The sequence below is a fragment of the Rhodococcus sp. G6(2025) genome (assembly GCF_058628105.1).
In genome coordinates, this window is record NZ_CP179750.1 from 1,456,522 (window position 1) to 1,478,967 (window position 22,446).

Below are 22,446 nucleotides of genomic sequence, written 5' to 3' on the forward strand. Positions count from 1 at the left end.
AGACTACACAGGGAACTTGGCCGTGCGCTGGGAATTCACTACCTGCCGAGCGCCTCCTTCCACGACACGACCTTGCCGATCCGCAGGATCGAGCGCTGGTAGATCTTCGCGGCCAGCACGCTGAGTGCGGCGGTCACCGCGAGCATCAGAGCGACCGTGACGACCACCTGGACCGGGGACGCCACGCCGGCGGCGATGCGCAGCGGCATCAGGATCGCCGAGAACGGCGGAATCCAGCTGAGGACGTTGCTGAGGGTGCCGTCCGGGTTGCTCACCGAGGAGAAGGCGCTGAAGAACATGATGACGATCAGCACCATCAGCGGTGACGCGGTGGCGTTGACGTCCTCCTGCCGCGACACCATCGACCCGGCCGCGGCGTAGAGGACCGCGAAGAACGCGAATCCGAGCACGAACCAGCCGAGCGTTCCGGCCAGCACCCCGATCGCCGTCCCCGTCACGGTGAGCACGCCCGTCGCGAGCCCGGCCGCGACACCGGCCACACCGTAGGCGGTCAACTGGACGAGACCGACCGCGCCGATGCCGATCACCTTGCCCCAGAGCAGTTGCAGCGGACGAAGGGTCGACAGGAGCAGTTCCACGACGCGGCTCGACTTCTCCTCCACCACACCCATCGCCACGTACATGCCGAACATCATGATCTGCATGTACAGCAGGACGACCACGGCGATGGAGAGGGCCACGCGCTGGCCCTTCTCCGGGTCGGGCGGATCGAGTGCGTCGACGGTGACCACCGCCCGGCCGGTCGCTTCGGCGAGTTGCGCGGGATCCACGCCCTGCGCGGCGAGCGCACCGGACTGAGCCTGCTGCACCACGGCCGCGTCGATCACGGTGCGAAGCCCGGAGCCGATCTCGGATTCGGTGACGGCCGTGACGGATCCGTTGGTGCCGGGAATCAGGGCGACGTCCAGGTCACCGTTCCCCACCTCGTCCCGCGCGGCCTGTTCGTCCGTGGTCGGGACGACGTCGACCGGCGTCCCGACCGCGTCACCGGTGGCGACGAGAGCCGGCGCGAGCGACTGGTCGCCGACGAGTCCGATGGTGGCGCGTTCGTCGTCGCCGCCCGAGAACAGCGAGTACGCGACGATGCCGCCCACGATGGCCAGCAGGATGATCACGTTGCTGATGACGAAGCTCTTCTTCGCCACCTGTGTCAGGAATTCGCGGCGGGCCACGAGGCCGATCGCGCGGGCGGGGCTCAGTGGGGCACTCATGCCGTGACCACCTCTCGGAACAGATCGGTCAGTGTCGGCCGGTGCAGCGAGAATTCGTGCACCGGTCCGGTCTTCAGGGCGGTGTGCAGGATCAGCTGGTCGTCCACGTCAGTGTCGAGCGACAGCAGGGTCCGGCCGTCGAGGTGACTGATCGTGGTGACGCCCTCGAGGTGATGGGCCCAGCCGACCGGCGCCTCCGGAGCGTGGACTTCGAGTTGGGCGTTGCCGCCGCCGCGGAGTTCGTCGACGGTGCCGATGGCACGCATCCGGCCGTGGCTGATGATGCCGACGCGGTGGCACAGGCGCTGGACGAGTTCGAGCTGATGGCTCGAGAAGATCACCGGCACCCCGGTGTTCGCCTTCTCCACCAGCACCTCGCTCATGACGTCCACCGCGACGGGGTCGAGCCCGGAGAAGGGTTCGTCGAGGACCAGCACCGCCGGATCGTGGACGAGCGCGGCGGCCAGCTGGACGCGTTGCTGATTGCCGAGCGAGAGTGCGTCGACGGTGTCGCCGACACGGTCCGCGATGCCGAGGCGTTCGGTCCAGCGGCCGACCGCCTCCCGCGCCGCCGAGCGGGAAATGCCGTGCAGCTCGGCGAGGTATTCGAGTTGCTTGCCCACCTTCATCTTCGGGTACAGCCCGCGTTCCTCCGGCATGTACCCGATGGTGCGCCGCACATCCAGGTCCACCGGCTTGCCGCCGAGCCGGACCTCACCGGAATCGGCGGACAGGACGCCCAGCGCGATGCGCATGGTGGTGGTCTTGCCGGCACCGTTGCTGCCGACGAAACCGAAGATTTCACCGGGGCGGACTTCGAAGGACAGGTCGTCGAGTGCGACGACCTCGCCGTACCGTTTGGAGATGCCGTCGATCGTGAGGGTGTGAGACATGGGTCCTTCCCGTTCTCGAGTGCGGGTGTTCCTACGAAGCGAGGTCGTCGGGGTCGGGATCGGGTTGCGTCCAGCCGAGGATCATGGCGGGCGTGCACCCCCCGACCATCAGCGCGGTGACGACGAGCAGTCCCGCGGCGTACGGCACGTTGCCGTGATCGCCGTCCAGCGCGCCGACGAAGATCAGGTAGAGCGCGGGAACGAGCGTCAGTAGCTGGGTGACCGTGAGTCCGATCGACCGGGCACTGTTGCGCTGCTGGATCTCCCACTCGTCGAGAGCGTCGCGCGGAGCGTCGCCCTGCCGCCCGGACACGATCTGGAGCATCGTCCACAGCGGGAAGAACAGCAGGCACGCGGGCAACCACAGCAGCGGCCCGACGACCATGTCGAAATGGCACACGATGCCGACGGCGGTCATGAACACGAACGTCACCCCGAGAGCGATCACCAGGATTCGTCTGCGGCTGCGCGTCCGCCACCTCGGTAGCCACGTCCGGTACCGGCGTTCGTTCTGGAGGAATCTGCGCGTCCGGAACCCCTGGTACCGCTCGATCAGATTGGTCTCAGGCATGGCTCTCCCCGTTTCCTGTCGTAGACGGCGGTCGGTCGGTGCGGTAGAGCTCGGTGGACAGGGGTCCGAACTCGGTGCGGGAGAAGATGGCCTCCACGGGCAGTTCGAACACCCACGAGATACGGAACGCCAGGTCGAGGCTGGGGTAGTGGTCGCCCCGTTCGAGCGCGCCGACGGTCTGGGGATTGACGTCGATGAGTCCCGCCAGCTGAGCCCGGCTCATCCCGCGTTCGGCGCGAAGGACGCCGATGCGGTTGTAGATGGGGAGGGCGTCCCCCCGCCGTACTGGGCTCATGCAACAAAGTGTTGTGAAAACCCAACAGTTTGTCAATGGGATACAACGGAGTGGGTGTCGCAGACCACCGTCCACCCCACTCGCCGCCGGCCGCACGCCGACAAGTTGACCTCGGGAAATTGAGTGGCAGAGTGGAGGCGATTCGCGCGGGACGGCAGGAAAGGACAGGATTACTGACGTGACCTACACCATCGCAGAGCCTTGTGTCGACGTTCTGGACAAGGCATGCATCGAAGAATGTCCTGTCGACTGCATTTACGAGGGCGGTCGGATGCTCTACATCCACCCCGACGAATGCGTCGATTGCGGCGCCTGTGAGCCGGTCTGCCCCGTCGAGGCGATCTTCTACGAGGACGACGTCCCGGACCAGTGGGTGGAGTACACCAAGGCGAACGCCGACTTCTTCGACGACCTCGGTTCCCCCGGAGGCGCGGCGAAGCTGGGCAAGGTCGACTACGACCCGCCGTTCGTCAAGGCGTTGCCGCCGATGGCCGAAGGCGACTGACTACTCCTCGGACAGCCGGCCGCCGTCCATCCGCCACCGGCGCGTGCTGCGAGTCGAATCCAGCATCCGCCGGTCGTGGGTGACGAGTAGCAGCGTGCCGTCGAAGTTCTCCATGGCCTGCTCGAGCTGTTCGATCGCGGGGAGGTCCAGGTGGTTGGTGGGCTCGTCGAGCACCAGCAGGTTGACGCCCCGCGCCTGCAGCAGGGCCAGGGCGGCGCGGGTGCGTTCGCCCGGTGACAGCGACGCCGCCGGCCGCAGCACGTGGTGTCCCTTGAGCCCGAACTTCGCGAGCAGTGTCCGCACGTCGGCGTCCGGCCAGTCCGGGATCTGCGCCGCGAACGCGTCGGCCGCCTTCTCGCCGCCCTCGAACAGGCCGCGGGCCTGATCGATCTCGCCGATCGCCACACCCGAACCGAGTGACGCGGTGCCCGCGTCCAGGGCGATCTTGCCGAGCAGCACCTTCAGCAGGGTCGTCTTGCCGGACCCGTTGGCGCCGGTGATGAGGATCCGGTCACCCCAGTCCACCTGAGTGGTGACCGGACCGAACGTGAATTCGCGGTCCCCGCCCCATGCGACGGTGGCACCGTTCGCCGTCGCCACGACCGATCCGCTGCGTGGGGCTGCTGCGATCTCCATCCGCAGCTCCCACTCCTTGCGCGGCTCCTCGACCACCTCGAGCCGCTCGATCCGGCGTTGCGTCTGCCGGGCCTTCGCGGCCTGCTTCTCGGTGGACTCGGTGCGCAGGCCCTTGCCGATCTTGTCGTTGTCCTTCGCCTTACGCCGCGCGTTCCGGACGCCGTGCTCCATCCAGTTCCGCTGCATCTGCGCGCGGTCCTCGAGGTCCGAACGGGTCCCCGCGTACTCCTCGTACGCCTCCCGCGCATGCCTGCGCGCGATCTCCCGTTCGGCGAGGTACGAGTCGTAGCTGCCGTCGTAGACCGCGATCTGCTGCTGTACCAGGTCGAGTTCCACGATGCCGGTCACGGTGCGCGCCAGGAATTCTCGATCGTGACTCACCACCACCATCGCAGCCCGGCTCTCGGCGACGAAACGCTCGAGCTGCTCGAGCCCCACGAGGTCGAGGTCGTTGGTCGGCTCGTCGAGCAGCAGCACGTCGTACCGGGACAGCAGCAGCGACGCCAATCCGGCGCGCGCGGCCTGCCCACCGGACAGCGACGTCATGTGCGCGTCGAGCGGCACTCCCAGCCCGAGTTCGCTCACGACCTTCTCCGCGCGCTCGGCGAGATCGGCGCCGCCCAGCGCCAGCCAGCGTTCCAGGGCGGGGGAGTAGAGATCCTCATCCGACTCGCCGAGCGTTTCCGCGGCCGCATTCATGGTGTGCTCGGCCTCGGTGACGCCGGTCCTGCGACCGAGGAAGTCGAGCACCGTCTCGCCGGAGATCCGGTCGGGTTCCTGGGCGAGGTAGCCGACGGCCGCGTCGGGCGGGCTCAGCACGATACTGCCCTCGACGTCCGCCGAGCCGACCCCCGCGAGCGCAGTCAACAGCGTCGACTTGCCGGCACCGTTCGCCCCCACGAGTCCGGTCACGTCGCCCGGTGCGACGGTCAGATCGAGGCCGGAGAAGAGGGTGCGCTCACCGCGCGAAGCCGACAGTCCGCTGATGCGCAGTGTTGCAGTCACCCGGCGATTATCCACTCAGCGCTTGACGAGGCGGAACCAGCGGGGGTCGGCCTTCTTGAGCGGTCCCGGCATGCCGGTCGTGTCCGCGTCGACGTCCGACACGAGTTTCCACTTCTCGAACGTCCGCTCCACGTCGGAGCGGGAGACCCCGCGCGGCAGCGGGCCGCGATGCCCCGGCCCGAACGCGAACATCAGCAGGGTGGCGTGCGGTTCGCTCACGGTCGTGACGTTCTCGGCGTACGCGACCCGGTCGTGGTCGCTGAGCCCGTGGTAGCACCCCACATCCAGGATCAGGTGGTACCCGCGACCGACGGCGTGCTCGAGGTCGGTGGCGTCCGCGTGCATGAAACGCACGTCGACGCCCGCCTTCCGCGCCTTGGACCGTGCCTTGTCGAGGGCCAGCTGGACGGTGTCGATCCCCGTCACCTGCCACCCCCGCCGGGCCATCTCGATGGCATGGTCGCCGGTGCCGCATCCGATGTCGAGGACCTCTCCCGGTGGGGCGTCGAAGGGATCGAGCAACGTCTCGATCTGGCTTCCGAACACGCGGCCCGCTTTCACCCAGGGCGTGATCTTGAACCGATAGGCCAATGTGTATCCGAGGCCCATGTCCGCCCCTTCCACCGGGCGCGTCACCACCTGAACGCCGATGCCGTCGGATTACCCGGTCGCACCGAAACGACACGCGAAAGTCCACATCCTGAGACGCGGGAACATCTGGTCCGGGTCCCCGGTTGGACAATCTCATGGGTTTCAACAATGCACAGAGTCCTGTACCTACGGTCACGCTCAACGACGGGAACAGCATTCCTGCCCTCGGCTTCGGCGTGTGGCAGGTGCCGGACGACGAGAGCCACGCCGCGGTCACCGAGGCGCTGAAGGCCGGGTACCGCAGCATCGACACCGCCAAGATCTACGAGAACGAAACCGGAGTGGGCCGCGCGCTCGCGGACTCCGGAATTGCCCGCGACGAGCTGTTCGTCACGACCAAGCTGTGGAACGAGGACCAGGGGTACGACTCCACGCTCCGCGCGTTCGACGCCAGCCTGAACCGCCTCGGGCTCGACTACGTCGACCTCTACCTCATCCACTGGCCGGTGCCGTCCGCGGACCGCTACGTGGACACGTTCAAGGCCTTCCAGAAGATCAAGGCCGACGGGCGTGCGCGGTCGATCGGTGTCTCCAACTTCACCCCCGAGACCCTCGACCGGCTGATCGCCGAGACGGGCGAGGTGCCCGCAATCAACCAGGTCGAGCTGCACCCGCGGTTCAACCAGGCCGACCTGCGCGCCTTCCACACCGGAAAGGGCATCGCGACCGAGGCATGGAGCCCGCTCGGGCAGGGCACCGTCCTCGAGGACGAGTCCATCGCGAAGATCGCTGCAGCGCACGGTAAGACGACCGCACAGGTGATCATTCGCTGGCACCTGCAGATCGGCAACGTGGTCATCCCCAAGTCGGTGACGCCGGAGCGCATCGCCGCCAACTTCGACGTCTTCGACTTCGAGCTGACCCCAGACGAGATCAACACGGTCGGGTCGCTGACCCGGGCCGACGGGCGCATCGGCCCCGACCCGGACACGCTGGGCTCGTAGGCGGCTCCGCCGCCCGTGCGCCTTTCTGGTTGCTGCAGCTACCAAAAAGGCGCACGGGCCCGGAGGGCCTAGAGCCGGAAGTCCGCGAAGTCGAAGCCCGGGGTGACGACGCAACTGACGAGAGTCGGTTCGTCGCCCTCGGGCTTCGCTCGTTGCCAGTGCCGCGGCGGGACCAGCAACTGTGGTTGCTGGCCCGCCGCGACGTCTGCGCCGAGGATCTGCGCGTCCGGATTCGCGGGTTCGCTTCCGTCCCCGCCGAGTTCGAGCCGCAGGGGGCTTCCCCGGTGGTACAGCCAGATCTCGGCGCTGCGCACGCTGTGCCATTCCGACTGCTGTCCGGGCATCAGCAGGAACAGGATTGCGGTACCGGCCGCCCTCGGTCCCGGGTAGTCGCCGGGCAGGCTCCCCTCCGGGATCGTGACGTCGCTGCGCCACGTCTCGCGGTACCAGCCGCCTTCGGGGTGCGGTGCGAGGTCGAGGGTGCGGGCCCATTCCGGCAATTCCGTCATGGCGGCCATTCTGCCGCCCCGGCGCCGCGTCCGGGGGTGCGGTTGCACCACCCTGGGGTGTCTTATCTCGGAGGGCCGGAGCCGCGAGAGTCGTAGGTGTTCAGAAAGCGGGGGCACGAAATCCCGCACACCAGCGACGAACAGGAGACAACATGCTCGGAATCATGCTCGGACTCGGCGGAGCCGCAATCGGACTCGGAATCGGCGTCATGGCCCTCGGGGTCGGACTCCTTCTCAGTGACGCGACGATCAAGCACGATGTCGGCGAACTCCCCGACTGACTCCATGTGGGTCGACACCCGTCGGGGGCGGGTGCGGGCGCGAACAGCGGCCCGTACCCGCCACCCGCTGGCGTGGTTTCACTCGGTTCTGACCCGCAAACGCGGTGTTGCCGTCCAGACGCCGCCTGCCAGTGCCGGGGAGGTGCTCGAACGCCTCGCCGACATGCCGGTCAGCGTCTGGACCTACGGTTTCGATCACGATTCGGTGCGGCACCTGGGCCCGATGGCGCAGGATTTCGCCACCGCATTCGGTCTCGGTTCCAACGACCGACGGATCGCGATGGTCGACGCGAACGGGGTGTGCATGGCGAGCATCCAGGCCCTGTACCGGCGGGTCATCGCGCTCGAAGCGGAAGTGGAACGCCTGCGGAGGTAGCGTCCCCGTCCGGTGCCGCATCCCGGCGTCCGCCCGGCCGCCACCAGTTGGCGTTGCCCAGCAGATACATCGTCGCGGGAACCAGCACCATCCGCACGATCGTCGCGTCGATGAGGACCGCCGTCGCGAGGCCGACGCCCATCATCTTCACGGTCACGTCGCCGTCGAGTGCGAACCCGGCGAACACCGCCACCATGATCGCCGCCGCGCTCGTGATCACCCGGCCCGTGGATGCCAGTCCCTCGACGACGCTCCGGTGCGAGTCGCCCGTGTCGAGCCAGCGCTCCCGTATCCGGGAGAGCAGGAACACCTCGTAGTCCATCGACAGTCCGAACAGGATGGTGAACATCAGGATCGGTACCCAACTCGACACGGGAAGCGCATGCGGAAGGCCGAGTAGCTGCGCGCCCCAACCCCATTGGAACACCATCACCATCACGCCGTAGGCGGCGGCCACCGACAGCAGGTTCATCACGGCCGCCTTCACCGCGACCACCGGCGCGCGGAACACGAACGTGAGCAGCACGACGGACAGTGCGACGACGAACGCGATCACCAGCCACAGCCGTTCGGCGAGGCGGGCGGAGATGTCGGCGAACGTCGCGGTGAGTCCGGTGACGTGGACGCCGTCGGCGGCGTCGGATCGGATCCGCTGCAGCAGTTCGGTGCTGCGGGGGTCGCTGGGACCGGTGGTCGGCTGCACCGAGATCAGCGCGGCCGTCGCGTCGGCGTTCGTCAGGACGGGCGTCACCGACGCCACCCCCGGTTCGGCTGCCAGTTCACGCGCGAGGGCCGGAAGTTCGGCTGCCGGAATCTTGTTCAGGTCGACCGCCACCATCAGGGGTCCGTTGGCGCCGGGCCCGAACTCGGTGTCGATCAGGTCGTACGCCTGACGGATCGTGTTGGCGGCCGGTGCGCTACCTGCGTCCTGCGGCCACGTCCGCATGCCCAGAACCGGAGCGGCCAGGAGCAGCAGCACGCCGAGCGCCGTCAGGGCCCACAGCCACGGGCGGCGGCTCACCCGGATCGCCCACCGTTCCGTCAGCGGCGACGTCGGGCGACGTTCGGCCCGGGCACGGGACCGCTTGCCCAGCACCCGCGTGCCCGCCAGCCCGCACAGTGCGGGCACCAGCGTGACCGAGGTGAGCATGACGATGCCGACCATCGCGAACGTGGCGTAGCCGAACGACGCGTACATCGGCAGCCCGGACAGTCGCAGCCCGAACAGGGAGACGAGGACTGTGGTGCCGGCGAAGATCACCGACGTCCCGGCCGTGGAGTTGGCCGCGGCGACGGCGTCCCGCACCGACATCCCGGACCGCAGGCCATCGGTGTACCGGGTGACGAGCAGCAACGCGTAGTCGATCCCGACGCCGATGCCGACCATCGTGGCGATGGTCGGGGCGATGGTGCTGATGCTGGTGAACCCGGCCATGATCGCGATGAGCCCCGACCCGATGCCCACGCCGACGAGCGCGACGGCCAGGGGCAGTCCGGCGGCCACCACGGAACCGAACGCGAACACCAGGATGATCAGCGCCAGGACCATGCCCACCGCCTCGGCGGTACCCGACGGCTTGGAGATGTTCTCCGGGACCTGCCCGCCCAGTTCCACCTGAAGTCCCTGCGCCTGAGTGTCGGCCACCGCGGCGTCGAGGGCGTCGACCCCTTCGCTGCCGTGGAAGTCGGTGACCGGGATGCGGTAGTTGAGGCTGATCACCGCGGTGTCGGAATCCTGGGACAGGCGGGGCGGCGACACGGAACTCACGCCGGTCACCTCCGCCAGCCTGGTGCCGAGATCGGCGAGGACCACGGGGTCGAGCGGGCCTTTCTCGGAGTGCACGACCACCCGCGCGTCCGCTCCCGACATCTCCGGGAATCGCTCGGTCAGCAGATTCGTCCCCTGCTGCGACGGCAGACCGGGCACGTTGTAGTCGTCGTGGTTGGTTCCGCCGAACGCGGACGCGGCGGCAAGCACCAGGACGAGCAGCGTCAGCCACGTGGCGATCACCCGCCAAGGACGGGTGGCGGCAGCCGAGCCGAGGCGCGCGAGCAGGGAACTCATGGGGGAGCCTCCAGGAAAGCCGGTTGGTTCTGTCGCCTCCGACTCTGCGCCCGGCGGCTAGTGGCCCACTTGGAACTCGCTTGGGCGGGTGGTCACCCGGGTGCGCGCGGCCTCCACCCACGCCGGGCAACCGCAGCGTTCGGCCAGTTCGAGTGCCGCCGCGTAGTGCCTGCGGGCGTCCTCGGGGCGGCCGAGGAGCATCTCGAGGTCGCCGAGAATGGTGTCGACGGGGCCGACCGCGAACGCCGCCGTGTCGCCGCCGCCGATCTGGCCGCTGTACGGGCTCAGCTCCGCGTGCACCGCGGCAGCCTCGTCCCGCTCACCCAGCCCCGCGACGACGATGCCCCGCAGCGACATCATCAGGGAATGGAAGAAGTCGCGGCGGACGGGGCGGAGGTGACGCCGGACCTGCCGCGCCCGGTCCGGTTTGCCGTTGCCGAGTAGTGCGAGGGCGTGCAGATCGGCGATCACGTCCATCGCGGCACTGTCGACGGTCTCGATCACAGCCTCCAGTTCTCCGGCGCGTCCCTCGGTGAGCCGGAGCGTGAACAGGGCGAGGGCGAAGACGCTGTCCGCGTCGAGGCCCGCCCGGGTCATCAACTCGTGGCCGCGCCCGTAGTGTCGTTCCGCCGTGGCCAGATCGCCGGTGAGGTGTGCGACCATTGCGCGGCTCATCTCCCGGGTCGCCTGCGCCTGCTGGAACTGATACCGGTCCGCCAGCTCCGACTGGATGCCCATGTGATGTTCGATCGCCGGGATGTCACCGTTGCCGGACGCGATCTCGGCCAGCAGGTGGTGGCCGAGCATGGTGAATACGGGAAGCTGCGTCCGGTCACCGATCCGGAGCAGCTCGTCGCCGATGACGTGGTGGCCGAGCGTGCTGGTCGGGGAACCGGTGCCGGCGTGGACGGCGCAGAGCACCAGCCCGAGCAGCACCGGATCGTCCAGGTCACGGGCGAGAGTCTCGGCCTCCCGGACCGCGGAACCGGTGCGCTCGTGGTCCTCCGCCCCGATCTCGTGGACGAGGGTGACCAGCAGCCGGCACCGCACCGCCGGTTCCAGTTCCTCGTCCCGCAGCAACGCCTCGATCTGATCGACGACGGCCGTGTCCACTTCGCCGTATCGCCGATTGATCCACGGCGTCGGGGTGTCGACGAACGCGAGCGCCCGGATCGCCAGGTCGGTGCGTCCCGCGTCCCGGGCGAGCGCGAGAGCCCGGTTCCGTGAGCGGGATCCCGCCAGTCCGATGCCGGCGGCGAGTTGCGTGCGACTCAGCTCGGTGAGGATTTCGACGCGCTCGTCCACGGACGCCGCCGCGTCCGGCGGCAACCGGTCGGCCGCTCGAAGGGCGTTGTCGAGGAAGCCGATCTCCGCGTCGTGGGCATAGCGGTCGGCGGCCTGCGCCGCGGCCGCGACATTGTGGTCGAGGGCCTGCCGTGCGGTGGCGGCGGACAGCGCCTCGGTGAAGTGGTGGGCGAGAGCCGCGACATCGTGCGGCCGCAACTCCGCGAGTGCCGTCCCGACCCGCGCGTGCCAGCGGCTCCTGCGCAGCCGGGTGAGGTCGGAGTAGAGCGTGTCGCGGACGAGGGCGTGCGTGAACCGGACCGTCCCGGCGCGCGGCTCGCCGAGAAGACCGGCGATCACGCCCGACTCGAGGGCGTCGAACACGGTGTCCTCGTCGACCTCGGCGGCGCGGGTGAGGACGTCGATGTCGGATTCGCGGCCCACGACCGCGGCCAGCCGCAGGACGGAGACGGCGAGTTCGGGGAGACGGGCGATCCGCCGGCGCAGGACGTCCCGGACCCCCTCCGGCACCTCCCACGTGGCCACCAGGTCGCCCTCGCTGGCCAGGAGCCGCGCGCTCTCCTGCAGGTAGAACGGGTTTCCGCCGGTCCGATCGGCGAGCGCGCGGAGGGTGTCGGGATCGGGGTCGCGTCCCGCCACCTGCCGGATCAGCTCCGCCGAATCGTCGGGTCCGAGTCCGCCGAGGCGGATGCGGGTCGGTTGCAGCGCCGCGAGATCGGCGAAGCAGCTCTCCAGGTTCGGGTCCACCTCGTCCGGGCGGAACGCGAGGAGCAGCAGGATCGGCGACCGCTGCTGCGCGAGCCGCACGAGGATCGACAGGGTGTCCTCGTCGGCGCGGTGGATGTCGTCGAGGACGACGGCGAGAGGGCCGTGCTCGCGGACGGTCCCGATGTAGTCGGCGACGGCGCGGTGCAGCAGGAACCGTCCGCTCGGATCGTCCGGTCGCGCCGCGTGCGAACGGTCGTCGGAGAGCAGGGGTGCCAGCGCGTCGGTCTCGGCGCCGGGGTCGACCGTTTCGCGCAGTGCGCGCAGGATCTCCACCCACGCCCAGGCGGGTGGGGCGCCGTCCACTTCGGGGCAGCGACCCACCGCCACCTGCCACCCCGCGTCGTGCAGTGTTCGACGGAACCGGCGCAGCAGGGACGACTTCCCGGATCCGGCGTCGCCTCCGAGGAGGACCACGGGGGTGCCGGGGTCGGTCATCAGGTCGGTCAGGGTCGCCAATTCCTCGCTGCGGCCGAGGAACCAGGGGTCCGGCGTCGTGTCGACCGGCCCGGCGGCGAGGGCGGGTGCGGGTGCGGCCGGGACGGTGCCGGTGAGGATCTGTCGTTCGAGTTCCGTCAGGGCGGGACCGGGGTCGAGGCCGAGTTCGTTCGCAAGCCGGCCGCGGGCCTCGCGCAACGCGGCCAGGGCGTCGGCCTGTCTCCCACTGCGGTGCAAGGCCAGGGCGAGCAATCGCCAGCCCTCTTCCCGGAGCGGGTGGTCCCGGGTGAGGGCCTGCGCGTCGAGCACGGCGCCGGCCGCATCCCCGCTCGCGACGGCCGCCGACACCAGACGTTCGCGCGCGACCACCCGCAGTTCCTCGAGCCGGGCGATCTCGGCGAGAGCCCAGTGCTCACCGGCCACCTCGGCGAATGCCGGTCCTCGCCACAGGCTCAGCGCGTGTTCGAGATCCGCGCGCCCGGTGTCGGCAGCCGACCGGATCAGGGTCTCGAACTCCCACGCGTCGACGCCGGACGGGGGCAGGACGAGCGCGTAACCCGGGGCCCGGCTCACCAGGACGGTGGAGTCCGCCCGGGGCGCGCGGTGCGGCTCCAGCGCCCGCCGCAGATTCGAAATGTATGCCTGAAGTGCACCGACCGCCCGCGGTGGGGGAGCGCCGTGCCAGAGGTCGTCGATGAGCCGATCCACCGGCACCACCTCGCCGTGCGCGACGAGCAGTAGCGCGAGCACGGCGCGCTGGCGGGGGCCGCCGAGGTCAACCGCCCCCGATTCGTCCTCCGCCTCGAACGTCCCGAGTACTCGAATACGCAGCATCGTGCAGCAAGCGTAAGCACTAGTGGCCTCCAAGTCCTCTCCAAGACGCCGAACCGACCCTGAATGCATGACTACGTCAACTGCTCACACAGTCCGTCCCGACACCCGCGAGATGGTGGTGGTCCACAACTGCTTCCGTCGGCAGTTCGCCGCGCTGCCCGTACTCGTCCGGGGCGTTCCCGCCCGAGACACCGCCCGTGCCGGGGAGGTGGTGACGTTCTTCGAGGAACTCGCCACCGCCCTCCACCACCATCACACGAGTGAGGACGACCTGCTGTGGCCGAAGCTGCTCGACCGCGCGCCCACCGACGCGGCGCTGGTGCTGCGGATGGAGGAACAGCACGAACGCCTCTCCGAACTGCTGTCGCGGGCGCAGTCGCAGGGCGCCGCGTTCACGGCGGATGCGGTGGACGGCGAACCGCTGGCGAAGACACTGACCGCGCTGTCCGCCGCGCTCGAGGAGCACCTCGGCGAGGAGGAACAGCGCATCCTCCCGATGGCGGAGCGGTTCATGACGCTCGCCGAGTGGCAGGAGATGGGCGACCGTGGCCGCGCGTCGATCCCCAAGGACCGGCTCCTGGTGTTCCTCGGCTTCATCCTCCAGGGTGCGACCCCCGAGGAACGCCGAATGTTCCTGTCCGAGATGCCCTTCGCGGCCCGAATGGCGTGGTCGATCCTGGGCCGCCGGGCATTCCGCAAGGACTACCGGCGGATCTACCGCACCGAACCGGCCGCCTTCTGACGCCGAATCACCCTGCGCCGCAGCCGGCCCCGGCTGGTGCGCTCCCAGAGGCTCGGCGGTGTGCGTTCGGGATCCATCAGTTCGTTCTCCGCGAGCGGACTGTCCTCGTCCTCGACCGTCTCCGGCTCGAACTTCTCGAGGGTCCGGCCACCGCCGCGCAGCGCCTCCACGGTGCCCAGGAACGACGACGTCTGTGCCAGCGTGTCCTCGAACAGTGTCGCCGGAACACCGAGGTGCTCGCAGACGAGCTGACGGCGAATACCGAGAATGGTCCGCCGCAGCTCGTCACCGTTCGTCGTGTCGGCGGTGACCTCGACTGCCAGATCGCACTCGGTGTCGAACCCCATCGACCGGTTGTTGAGGTTCGACGAACCCACGCGCAGGAGACGGTCGTCCATCACCAGCACCTTGGCGTGGACATAGATCGGCTCACCACCCGCCGTGACGGGGTAGTAGACGCCCAGCCGGTTCCCGGTATCGGCCTGCCACAACAGGTGCAGCAACCGGCGGCGGGCGCCGTCCATGGCCTTCTGCTCGAGCCAGCCGTCGGCATTGCGCGGCAGCACCAGCACGATCTCCGGTCCGTCCGGTTCGCGTAGTCGCTCGGCGATCGCCTCGGCGAGGGTGCGGGAGGCCAGGTACTGGCTCTCGATGTACAGCGACCGCTCGGCGCCCGCGATCGCAGCCAGATACAGGGCCTCGATCTCCCGGACCTCGTCCCGGTCGGACAGTTCCGGCAGCGTGCGCGCGATGCCCACGTCCACGGAGCGCATCGCCGGCTTCAGCCCCTCCGGCCACGGCGTCCTCCCCGCGATGTCGTCGACGGGCGCCAGATCCTGCCCCGTTGCCGCCTTCCACCGGGTGCGGGCGAGCTCGCCGATGGCCTTCGCCGCGTCCCCGTCGACGGCGGTCGTCGCGTCGTGCCACGGCCCGTACCGCCTGCCGTTCGGCTGCGTCCGGTAATGGTTGCGGTCCCGATGTTCCGGGGTGTCCCATCGGTCCACGGTCATGTCGATGCCGCCGCAGAACGCGAGCGCGTCGTCGATGACGACGATCTTCTGGTGGTGCGCCGAGCCGACAGGGTGGGCGGCGTCGAGTTCGAAGTGCAGGCGGCGGTCGGTCACCCAGTTGACCACGAAGATCGGCGTCATGCCACGCCCGATCGCGGTGAAGGCCCCGATGTTCCATTTGAGCAGGTAGATGTCGAGATCGGGGCGTTCCCGCGTCAGCCAGGCCAGGAACCGGCCGAGCTGGTTGGGGCCGTCGAGCGTCTTCTCGTCCGGCTCGAACTTGATCCTCGTGTCGAAGTCCCAGCCGATGAGAATGATGCGCCTGCGGGCCTGCAGCATCGCGGACTTGGCATGACGGAAGTAGTCCGCCGCGTCGACGATGCACGCGAGACGATCGGCGTGGGCAACCTGCCAGCACGTGTCGCCGGGAGTCAGGATCGTGCCGTCGTCGCTCATGTCTTTTCGGTTCTCCCCGTCTCGTTCGTCCGCCCGTCCCCTGCGGGTGGACGATTCACAGTACTGCGCCACCCCCACCCAGCTACCGTTGAGAGGTGCGGAGGTGGTGGCGCATCGTGGCGTTGCTCGCACTGGTCAGCGTGCTGTGGGCACCAACTGTCGGTGCGGATCCGCTGCGGGCCGGATCGAGCCCCGGCACGGTCGTCGCCTCGTCCGAATTGCCGGCGGAGCTCTGGCTCCGCGGAACCGGCAGTGCCTACCGGATGACGTACCTGACCACCGACCGGCACGGCATCACCCCGTGCACCGGAATGGTGTTCGTGCCGCCCGGTGCACCGCCCGCCGGGGGCTGGCCCGTCATCGCGTGGGCGCACGGAACGGTCGGGGACTCCGACGCCGACGCACCCTCCGTGACCGGGGTCGACAGGGAATCCTCCGACTACGTGAGCAGCTGGCTGCAACTCGGTTACGCCGTCGCCGCCACCGACTACGTGGGCCTGGGCACCCCGGGGGTGCCGCCCTACCTCGACGGGAAGGTCGCCGGGCGCAGCGTCGTGGACTCCGTGCGCGCCGCCCGCGAGGTCGACGCCGACCTCTCCGCCACGTGGATGGCGGTCGGGCTGTCCCAGGGCGGGCAGGCCGCGGTGTTCGCCGCACACGCCGCCACGTCGTACGCGCCGGAACTCGACTACCGCGGGGCAGTCGCGAACGGGGTGCCGTCGAACATCGAGATGGTGGCGAACTGGAGCGGTCCCTCGTTTCCGCCGCAGGGCCTCGCCGGACTCACCGTGTACATCTCGTACCTGATCGCCGGGGTCCGTGACGCGTATCCGGAGCTGGACATCGACAGCTATCTGACGCCGGTCGGGAAGCAGTTCGTGGACGCTGCTCCCGAAGTGCCGTTCCGGCAGTTCGCGGCCATGACCCGGAACGTGTCGGTGGCGCAGATGCTGTCGCGGGCACTCGACGTCCCGGCGCTGCAGGACGCGCTGCGCGAATATCTCGCGGTCCCGGTCGCGGGGTACGACCGTCCGCTGCTGCTCGTGCAGGGGGTCACCGACGCGTCGGTGCCGATCCCGCTGACGGAGAAGCTGGTTTCCGAGATGCATGGTGCAGGAACAGCTCTCGACTATCGGGTGTACTCGGGTGGTCACTTCGGCAGCATGTACCAGGCCGGCCCCGACCAAGCGGCGTTCATCGCCTCGCTGATCAGGTAGGGCGCGCCGATCCGGCCGGCACGCCGAGGTGCCGGGTGAGCTCGCGGGCCGCGGCCTGCCCGGCCCGGTTCGCGCCGATCGTCGACGACGACGGTCCGTAGCCCACGAGATGAATCCGCGGATCCGACGCCACCTGGGTGGCCAGGCGTCCCGTCATCGTGATCCCGCCGCCCGGCCCGCGCAGCCGCAGCGGGGCAAGATGATCGAGTGAACTGCGAAACCCGGTGCACCACAGGATCACATCGACCTCCAGTTCGCGGCCGTCGGACCACCGGACGCCGTCCGCGGTGATCTCGCTGAACATCGGCTGCCGCGCCAGCACCCCGCGTTCGCGGGCGGCGCGGATCGCAGGCGTCACGGGCAGGCCCGTCACCGACACCACCGAGCCCGGCGGCAGCCCGCGACGGACCCGGTCCTCGACGAGAGCGACGGCGGCGCGGCCGATCTCGGGCGTGAACGGCTCGTCCCGGAACTCCGGCGGGCGGCGCGTCACCCAGGTGGTGGTCGTGACGCGGGAGATCTCGTCCAGCAACTGCACCGCCGAGATGCCGCCGCCGACGACGAGCACGTGCTGTCCCGCGAAGTCCTGCGCCGAGGAGTAGTCCTTGGTGTGCACCTGGGGGCCGGCGAACGACTCGGCGCCGGGGTACCGGGGAATGAAGGGGCGTTCCCACGTACCCGTCGCGTTGATCAGACCGCGGGCCGATACGACGCCGCGGTCGGTCTCGATCCGCAGACGCTCGCCGCGGGCACACACCACCCGCGTGTGCACGGGACGGTGCACCGGCAGTTCGAACTGTTTCTCGTACGTCGCGAAGTACTGGGGAACCGCGGCCGCCGCATGCACCAGTGCGGCCTCCGGGTCGTTCGGGTCCACGCCGATCGTGTCGGCGAAGCCGAGCCCGGGAAGGTCGTGGACACCGTTGACGGTGCTCAGTGTCAATGACGGCCACCGGAACTGCCACGCGCCGCCGGGCCCCGGGGCGTGATCGAGCACCACGAAACCGGATTCCGGTTCCACCCCGAACCTGCGCAGATAGTAGGCGGCAGACAGCCCCGCCTGCCCCGCGCCGATCACGGCCACGTCCACATCGCTGTTCATGTCGGTCCTCACCTCCACCCTCACAACTACCGGAGAGCCTCGTGTGTTCCGGCCGATTCGGTTGTGGTTGGCTGACAGACGTCCAGTCGGGTGGGCAGGGGAGAATTCGTCAGTGGACAGCAATCACGAAGAAAGCGAGTGGACATGATCGGGACGAGTCGTGACGGCGACGTCTTCACCCTCGAACTGCAACGCCCCGACCGTCGCAATGCGTTGAACACCGAGATCTGCGAACTCCTGCGGGAGGAAACCGAGAAGTCCGTCACCGACGGCGCGCGGGTGATCGTCCTCACAGGGCAGGGCAGCGCGTTCTGCGCCGGCGCCGACCTGTCGGGCGACGTGTACGCCGACGGATTCACGGACACCCTGCTCGAGATGCTGCACACCATCGACTCGGTGCCCGTCCCCGTCATCGCCGCGATCAACGGCCCCGCGATCGGCGCGGGCAGCCAGCTGGCGCTCGCCGCGGACCTGCGTGTGGTCGCTCCCGAGGCGCGCTTCGCCATCCCGGCCGCCAAGCTCGGCATCTCCGTGGACCGGTGGACGGTGCACCGTCTGGCCGCCCTGATCGGCGGCGGACCGGCACGAACGATCCTGCTCGGCGCGGAAGAGGTCGGTGCCGACGAGGCGCTCGCGCACGGCCTCGCCAACAAGCGCGGCGACCTCGCCGTCGCGCGGCAGTGGGCGCACTCGATCGCGCGCCTGGCGCCGCTGTCGCTGCAACACCTCAAGATGGTGCTCAACGACGACGGCACCCAGAGCCCGCCGCCGCCCGAGCAGCTCGCGGCGTTGCATGCGGCGTGGAAGAGCTACGACGCGCAGGAAGCGCGCGCCGCGCGCGCCGAGAAGCGTCCGCCGGTGTTCCGGGGTCAGTAGCCGCTCGCCGCACCTTTCCCGCACGCGTGGTTACAGTTGTCGGGGTGAAAGCGAAGAACGCTGTGACGACAGTTCTGGCCACCGCCGCCCTCGGGTGGCTGACGCGGGCCGCGTGGGGGCTTCCGTCTCAGATCGGTGCGTCGCGTGCCAAGGTGCGCCCGTACGCCGCGACGTCGCCGCGGTACCGCGACCGGCAGTTCCACAACACCGATCCGAGCAGCACGATGATGCCCGGATCGGAGACCGGGATCGTCAAGGCACTGATCACGCGGGGCAGCGCGGGCCGCCCGCGCAGGCCGATCCCGCTCGCCACACCCCTCGCGCCCGTCGAGGCCGCCGACGCAGCGGTCACCTGGTACGGCCATTCGAGCGTGCTCGTCGAGATCGACGGGTACCGGGTGCTGGCCGACCCGGTGTGGAGTCATCGCGTGTCGCCGTCCGCGATTCTCGGTCCGTCCCGCATGCACCCGACCCCGGTGCCGCTGGCCGACCTGCCCGTTCTGGACGCCATCGTCATCTCGCACGACCATTACGACCACCTCGACATGGCCACCGTGCAGCAACTCGCCGCCACCCAGAAGGCGCCGTTCGTCGTTCCGGTGGGGCTCGGCGCGCACCTGCGTCAGTGGCGGGTGCCGGAGGAGCGGATCGTGGAACTCGACTGGGACGAGTCGACCACACTCGGCGAACTCACGCTCACGTGCACCGAGGCCCGGCACTTCTCCGGCCGCGGGCTGGTGCGGAACACCACCCAGTGGGCGTCGTGGGTGCTCGCCGGACCCAACCGGAGGGTGTTCTTCGGCGGCGACAGCGGGTATACGCCGCGGTTCGCCGACCTGGGCCGCCGGTACGGACCGTTCGATCTCACACTCCTGCCTGTTGGCGCCTACGACACGCGGTGGGCCGACATCCACATGAACCCGGAGGAGGCGGTGCAGACCCACGCCGACCTCAACGGCGGCGACGGCACCCGTGGACTGCTGGTTCCGGTGCACTGGGCCACGTTCAATCTCGCGTTCCACTCGTGGTCCGAGCCAATCGTCCGGTTGCTCGCCGCCGCGCAGGACAAGGGCACCCCGGTGGCCGTCCCGATGCCCGGACAGCGCATCGACGCGTTGAAGCCGACGGCCCAGACACCGTGGTGGTCCGCGCTCGGCTGAGTCCGGCGCGCATCCCCTCGGAGCGAAGCCGCGTTGCGTAGCCTTTGACCATGGCATACGACGAAACGGGCACCGACTACGTTGCAGTCGTCGCAGTGGAGGGGCTGACGGCCGCCCAGGTGGCGGAGCGGGTGGCGGCCGGCAAGACCAACGACGTGCCCGATCGGGCCAGCCGATCGGTACGCGACATCGTGCGCGCCAACGTGTTCACCCGGATCAACGCGATCCTCGGTGTCCTCCTGATCATCGTGCTCGCCACCGGTTCGATCATCGACGGCATGTTCGGCCTGCTGATCATCGCCAACAGCGGGATCGGCATCATCCAGGAAGTGCGGGCCAAGCGGACCCTCGACAAACTTGCGATCGTCAGCCAGACCAAACCGGTGGTGCGCCGCGACGGGGCCGCCGTCGCGATGGCACCCCGGGAGGTCGTGCTCGACGACATCATCGAACTCGGCGCCGGCGACCAGATCGTCGTCGACGGTGTCGTGGTGGAGGCGATGTCCCTCGACATCGACGAATCCCTCCTCACCGGTGAGGCCGACCCCGTGCACAAGGACGCCGGCCAGCAGGTGCTGTCGGGAAGCTTCGTCGCGTCCGGCAGCGGCTGCTACCGCGCCACGAAGGTCGGAAGCGACGCGTACGCCGCCACACTCGCGGACGAGGCCAGCAAGTTCACGCTCGTGCACTCGGAGTTGCGCAGCGGCATCGACAAGATCCTGAAATTCATCACGTATCTGATGATTCCGGCCGGTCTGCTGATCATCTACAACCAGTTGTTCTCCAGCGGCGAATCGATCCGGCCGGCGCTGAGCGGGATGGTGGCCGCGCTGGTCCCGATGGTGCCCGAGGGACTGGTGCTGATGACGTCGATCGCGTTCGCGGTCGGGGTGGTCCGGCTCGGTCAGCGGCAGTGCCTCGTGCAGGAGCTGCCCGCCATCGAAGGTCTCGCGCGCGTCGACGTGGTGTGCGCCGACAAGACCGGAACGCTCACCGAGAACGGCATGCGGCTGTCCGAACTGCGTTGCGCCGACAGCGCCGACACCGCACCGTCCCGTGCGGCCCTCGCCGCGATGGCGGCGTCCGACCCGCGGCCGAACGCCAGTGTCCTCGCGATCAAGGAGGCGTTTCCCGACGACCCCGGGTGGGGTGACGCCACGGCGGACGCACCGTTTTCGTCGGCCAAGAAGTGGAGCGGACAGTCGTACGGCTCCCACGGCAACTGGGTCCTCGGTGCGCCGGACGTGCTGCTCGACCCCGGCAGCGACATGGCCCGGCAGGCCGAGGACGTGGGGTCCTCGGGACTGCGGGTGCTCCTGCTCGGCAGTTGTGACGTTCCGGTCGACCACCCCGCGGCGCCGGGCGCGATCACACCCCGGGCACTGGTGATCCTGGAGCAGCGGGTGCGTCCCGACGCCCGCGGCACCCTCGAGTACTTCGCGAGTCAGAACGTCACGGTGAAGGTCATCTCGGGGGACAACGCCGTGTCGGTCGGTGCGGTGGCCGGATCGCTCGGACTGCCCGGCGGCGACCGTCCCGTCGACGCCCGCGCACTGCCCGACGACCGCGACGCCCTCGCCGAGACCCTGGAGACGTCCACCACGTTCGGCCGCGTGCGCCCCGATCAGAAGCGGGAGATGGTGGGGGCCCTGCAATCTCGCGGGCACACCGTCGCGATGACGGGCGACGGTGTCAACGACGTGCTCGCCCTCAAGGACGCCGACATCGGGGTGTCGATGGGCTCGGGCAGCCCCGCCACCCGCGCGGTGGCGCAGATCGTGTTGCTGGACAACAAGTTCGCGACCCTGCCCTACGTGGTGGGTGAGGGCCGTCGGGTGATCGGCAACATCGAACGCGTCTCGAACCTGTTCCTCACCAAGACCGTGTACTCGGTGCTGCTGGCGTTCCTCATCGGCATTACCGGTGTGCTGTCGCAGATCTTCCACTTCGAGCCCGTGCCGTATCCGTTCCTGCCGCGGCACGTGACGATCGCCGCCTGGTTCACCATCGGCATTCCCGCGTTCATCCTGTCGCTGGCCCCGAACAACGAGCGGGCGCGCTCCGGTTTCGTGCCGCGCGTGATGCGTCTCGCCGTGCCGTCGGGCGTGATCATCGGTGTCACGACGTTCATTTCGTATCTTCTCGTCTACGCGGGACCGGATCAGACGGAGACGGAGAAGGTCCAGGCGGGCACGTCGGCACTGATCACGCTCATCATGATCGCGATGTGGGTGCTGGCGGTGGTCGCGCGGCCGTACGTGTGGTGGAAACTGGTGCTGATCTCCGGATCCGTAGCGGGATATCTCATCCTGTTCGCGTTGCCGTTCACACGGGAGTTCTTCAAACTCGATCCGACGAACGTCGGAGCCACCACGTCCGCTCTCGTCTGCGGGCTCGTGGGAGTGGTTCTCGTCGAAATCGGTTGGTGGGTGACGGGCCGCCTGCACGGTGAGCATCGCCGCCTGTTCGCCGCGCCGGAAGACCTGCCGGGCGTGCACTGACGCGAGTACCGCTCGCGACGATTCGAACGGTTGGCGTCGCCGAGTCAATGCTGTGAGACTGGTGGCACGGCGAGTGA

Annotated in this window: 20 protein-coding genes; 9 read left to right on the plus strand and 11 right to left on the minus strand. The window is 69.1% G+C overall.

Annotated features, from left to right (window positions below):
• Positions 1–38 precede the first annotated feature (38 nt).
• From ACLIVD_RS06925 to ACLIVD_RS06940, 4 genes are read right to left on the minus strand one after another with little or no spacing between them, the layout of a single operon-like run.
• Positions 39–1,232, minus strand: a complete 1,194-nt coding sequence (locus tag ACLIVD_RS06925) for an ABC transporter permease (protein WP_283330762.1) — start codon at positions 1,230–1,232, stop codon at positions 39–41.
• The gene (locus tag ACLIVD_RS06930; RefSeq protein WP_491932160.1) at positions 1,229–2,125 is read right to left on the minus strand and encodes an ABC transporter ATP-binding protein; all 897 of its coding nucleotides are present in this window, start codon (positions 2,123–2,125) and stop codon (positions 1,229–1,231) included. Before ACLIVD_RS06930 ends, ACLIVD_RS06925 begins: the two co-directional genes overlap by 4 nt.
• Before the next feature lie 31 nt (positions 2,126–2,156).
• On the minus strand, positions 2,157–2,696 hold the full coding sequence (locus tag ACLIVD_RS06935) for a hypothetical protein (protein WP_283330764.1): 540 nt from the start codon (positions 2,694–2,696) through the stop codon (positions 2,157–2,159).
• Positions 2,689–2,991 (minus strand): helix-turn-helix transcriptional regulator, encoded by a 303-nt coding sequence (locus ACLIVD_RS06940; RefSeq protein ID WP_280778572.1) that lies wholly within the window; start codon positions 2,989–2,991, stop codon positions 2,689–2,691. Before ACLIVD_RS06940 ends, ACLIVD_RS06935 begins: the two co-directional genes overlap by 8 nt.
• 178 nt (positions 2,992–3,169) lie before the next feature.
• On the opposite strand from ACLIVD_RS06940, the gene fdxA reads away from it, so the two are divergent.
• The gene (gene fdxA, locus ACLIVD_RS06945) at positions 3,170–3,496 is read left to right on the plus strand and encodes a ferredoxin (RefSeq protein ID WP_005244047.1); all 327 of its coding nucleotides are present in this window, start codon (positions 3,170–3,172) and stop codon (positions 3,494–3,496) included.
• Here fdxA and ACLIVD_RS06950 read toward each other — a convergent pair whose 3' ends face one another.
• Together ACLIVD_RS06950 and ACLIVD_RS06955 are read right to left on the minus strand one after the other, a co-directional pair.
• Entirely contained in the window at positions 3,497–5,137 is a 1,641-nt protein-coding gene (locus ACLIVD_RS06950) for an ABC-F family ATP-binding cassette domain-containing protein (protein ID WP_317570947.1), read from the minus strand.
• A gap of 15 nt (positions 5,138–5,152) precedes the next feature.
• Positions 5,153–5,746, minus strand: a complete 594-nt coding sequence (locus ACLIVD_RS06955; protein ID WP_005260540.1) for a class I SAM-dependent methyltransferase — start codon at positions 5,744–5,746, stop codon at positions 5,153–5,155.
• 137 nt (positions 5,747–5,883) lie between these two features.
• Between ACLIVD_RS06955 and ACLIVD_RS06960 the strand changes: the two genes are divergently transcribed.
• Positions 5,884–6,732, plus strand: coding sequence for an aldo/keto reductase (locus ACLIVD_RS06960; RefSeq protein ID WP_283330766.1), 849 nt, complete (start codon positions 5,884–5,886; stop codon positions 6,730–6,732).
• A 68-nt stretch (positions 6,733–6,800) separates the two neighbouring features.
• Here ACLIVD_RS06960 and ACLIVD_RS06965 read toward each other — a convergent pair whose 3' ends face one another.
• Entirely contained in the window at positions 6,801–7,241 is a 441-nt protein-coding gene (locus ACLIVD_RS06965) for a cupin domain-containing protein (protein ID WP_105414350.1), read from the minus strand.
• A gap of 152 nt (positions 7,242–7,393) precedes the next feature.
• Between ACLIVD_RS06965 and ACLIVD_RS06970 the strand changes: the two genes are divergently transcribed.
• Both ACLIVD_RS06970 and ACLIVD_RS06975 read left to right on the plus strand, forming a co-directional pair.
• Positions 7,394–7,522: a hypothetical protein gene (locus tag ACLIVD_RS06970; RefSeq protein ID WP_009478066.1), complete on the plus strand. Its 129-nt coding sequence runs from the start codon at positions 7,394–7,396 to the stop codon at positions 7,520–7,522.
• A 4-nt stretch (positions 7,523–7,526) separates the two neighbouring features.
• Positions 7,527–7,898, plus strand: a complete 372-nt coding sequence (locus tag ACLIVD_RS06975) for a tail fiber domain-containing protein (protein ID WP_283330767.1) — start codon at positions 7,527–7,529, stop codon at positions 7,896–7,898.
• Here ACLIVD_RS06975 and ACLIVD_RS06980 read toward each other — a convergent pair.
• Together ACLIVD_RS06980 and ACLIVD_RS06985 are read right to left on the minus strand one after the other, a co-directional pair.
• Entirely contained in the window at positions 7,858–9,963 is a 2,106-nt protein-coding gene (locus tag ACLIVD_RS06980) for an MMPL family transporter (RefSeq protein ID WP_491932161.1), read from the minus strand. The two genes, ACLIVD_RS06975 and ACLIVD_RS06980, sit on opposite strands and share 41 nt — an antisense overlap.
• A 57-nt stretch (positions 9,964–10,020) precedes the next feature.
• Complete coding sequence (locus ACLIVD_RS06985; RefSeq protein ID WP_491932162.1) at positions 10,021–13,305, minus strand: ATP-binding protein; 3,285 nt, start codon at positions 13,303–13,305, stop codon at positions 10,021–10,023.
• A gap of 67 nt (positions 13,306–13,372) precedes the next feature.
• On the opposite strand from ACLIVD_RS06985, the gene ACLIVD_RS06990 reads away from it, so the two are divergent.
• Positions 13,373–14,047, plus strand: a complete 675-nt coding sequence (locus ACLIVD_RS06990) for a hemerythrin domain-containing protein (RefSeq protein WP_491932163.1) — start codon at positions 13,373–13,375, stop codon at positions 14,045–14,047.
• Here the strand turns inward: ACLIVD_RS06990 and ACLIVD_RS06995 are convergent.
• Positions 14,020–15,513: a phospholipase D-like domain-containing protein gene (locus ACLIVD_RS06995; protein ID WP_491932164.1), complete on the minus strand. Its 1,494-nt coding sequence runs from the start codon at positions 15,511–15,513 to the stop codon at positions 14,020–14,022. The two genes, ACLIVD_RS06990 and ACLIVD_RS06995, sit on opposite strands and share 28 nt — an antisense overlap.
• 116 nt (positions 15,514–15,629) lie before the next feature.
• On the opposite strand from ACLIVD_RS06995, the gene ACLIVD_RS07000 reads away from it, so the two are divergent.
• A complete protein-coding gene (locus tag ACLIVD_RS07000; RefSeq protein ID WP_491932165.1) occupies positions 15,630–16,730 on the plus strand; it encodes a lipase family protein in 1,101 nt (366 codons plus the stop codon).
• Here ACLIVD_RS07000 and ACLIVD_RS07005 read toward each other — a convergent pair.
• Positions 16,723–17,832 carry an NAD(P)-binding domain-containing protein gene (locus tag ACLIVD_RS07005; protein WP_491932166.1) on the minus strand — a complete coding sequence of 370 codons (1,110 nt, stop codon included), beginning with the start codon at positions 17,830–17,832 and terminating at the stop codon, positions 16,723–16,725. The genes ACLIVD_RS07000 and ACLIVD_RS07005 overlap by 8 nt on opposite strands.
• 144 nt (positions 17,833–17,976) lie before the next feature.
• On the opposite strand from ACLIVD_RS07005, the gene ACLIVD_RS07010 reads away from it, so the two are divergent.
• Genes ACLIVD_RS07010 through ACLIVD_RS07020 form a run of 3 tightly spaced genes read left to right on the plus strand, consistent with a single transcriptional unit; the run spans position 17,977 to position 22,369 of the window.
• The gene (locus tag ACLIVD_RS07010) at positions 17,977–18,708 is read left to right on the plus strand and encodes an enoyl-CoA hydratase (RefSeq protein WP_198602033.1); all 732 of its coding nucleotides are present in this window, start codon (positions 17,977–17,979) and stop codon (positions 18,706–18,708) included.
• A gap of 44 nt (positions 18,709–18,752) precedes the next feature.
• A complete protein-coding gene (locus tag ACLIVD_RS07015) occupies positions 18,753–19,868 on the plus strand; it encodes an MBL fold metallo-hydrolase (protein ID WP_283330774.1) in 1,116 nt (371 codons plus the stop codon).
• 50 nt (positions 19,869–19,918) lie between these two features.
• Positions 19,919–22,369, plus strand: coding sequence for an HAD-IC family P-type ATPase (locus ACLIVD_RS07020; protein ID WP_491932167.1), 2,451 nt, complete (start codon positions 19,919–19,921; stop codon positions 22,367–22,369).
• Positions 22,370–22,446: the final 77 nt, after the last annotated feature.

Coding starts and splice junctions, on each gene's coding strand:
- ACLIVD_RS06925 (WP_283330762.1), bottom strand. CDS start 1,232: ATGAGTGCCCCACTGAGCCCCGCCCGCGCGATCGGCCTCGTGGCCCGC.
- ACLIVD_RS06930 (WP_491932160.1), bottom strand. CDS start 2,125: ATGTCTCACACCCTCACGATCGACGGCATCTCCAAACGGTACGGCGAG.
- ACLIVD_RS06935 (WP_283330764.1), bottom strand. CDS start 2,696: ATGCCTGAGACCAATCTGATCGAGCGGTACCAGGGGTTCCGGACGCGC.
- ACLIVD_RS06940 (WP_280778572.1), bottom strand. CDS start 2,991: ATGAGCCCAGTACGGCGGGGGGACGCCCTCCCCATCTACAACCGCATC.
- ACLIVD_RS06955 (WP_005260540.1), bottom strand. CDS start 5,746: ATGGGCCTCGGATACACATTGGCCTATCGGTTCAAGATCACGCCCTGG.
- ACLIVD_RS06960 (WP_283330766.1), top strand. CDS start 5,884: ATGGGTTTCAACAATGCACAGAGTCCTGTACCTACGGTCACGCTCAAC.
- ACLIVD_RS06965 (WP_105414350.1), bottom strand. CDS start 7,241: ATGACGGAATTGCCGGAATGGGCCCGCACCCTCGACCTCGCACCGCAC.
- ACLIVD_RS06970 (WP_009478066.1), top strand. CDS start 7,394: ATGCTCGGAATCATGCTCGGACTCGGCGGAGCCGCAATCGGACTCGGA.
- ACLIVD_RS06975 (WP_283330767.1), top strand. CDS start 7,527: ATGTGGGTCGACACCCGTCGGGGGCGGGTGCGGGCGCGAACAGCGGCC.
- ACLIVD_RS06980 (WP_491932161.1), bottom strand. CDS start 9,963: ATGAGTTCCCTGCTCGCGCGCCTCGGCTCGGCTGCCGCCACCCGTCCT.
- ACLIVD_RS06985 (WP_491932162.1), bottom strand. CDS start 13,305: ATGCTGCGTATTCGAGTACTCGGGACGTTCGAGGCGGAGGACGAATCG.
- ACLIVD_RS06990 (WP_491932163.1), top strand. CDS start 13,373: ATGACTACGTCAACTGCTCACACAGTCCGTCCCGACACCCGCGAGATG.
- ACLIVD_RS06995 (WP_491932164.1), bottom strand. CDS start 15,513: ATGAGCGACGACGGCACGATCCTGACTCCCGGCGACACGTGCTGGCAG.
- ACLIVD_RS07005 (WP_491932166.1), bottom strand. CDS start 17,832: ATGAACAGCGATGTGGACGTGGCCGTGATCGGCGCGGGGCAGGCGGGG.
- ACLIVD_RS07010 (WP_198602033.1), top strand. CDS start 17,977: ATGATCGGGACGAGTCGTGACGGCGACGTCTTCACCCTCGAACTGCAA.
- ACLIVD_RS07020 (WP_491932167.1), top strand. CDS start 19,919: ATGGCATACGACGAAACGGGCACCGACTACGTTGCAGTCGTCGCAGTG.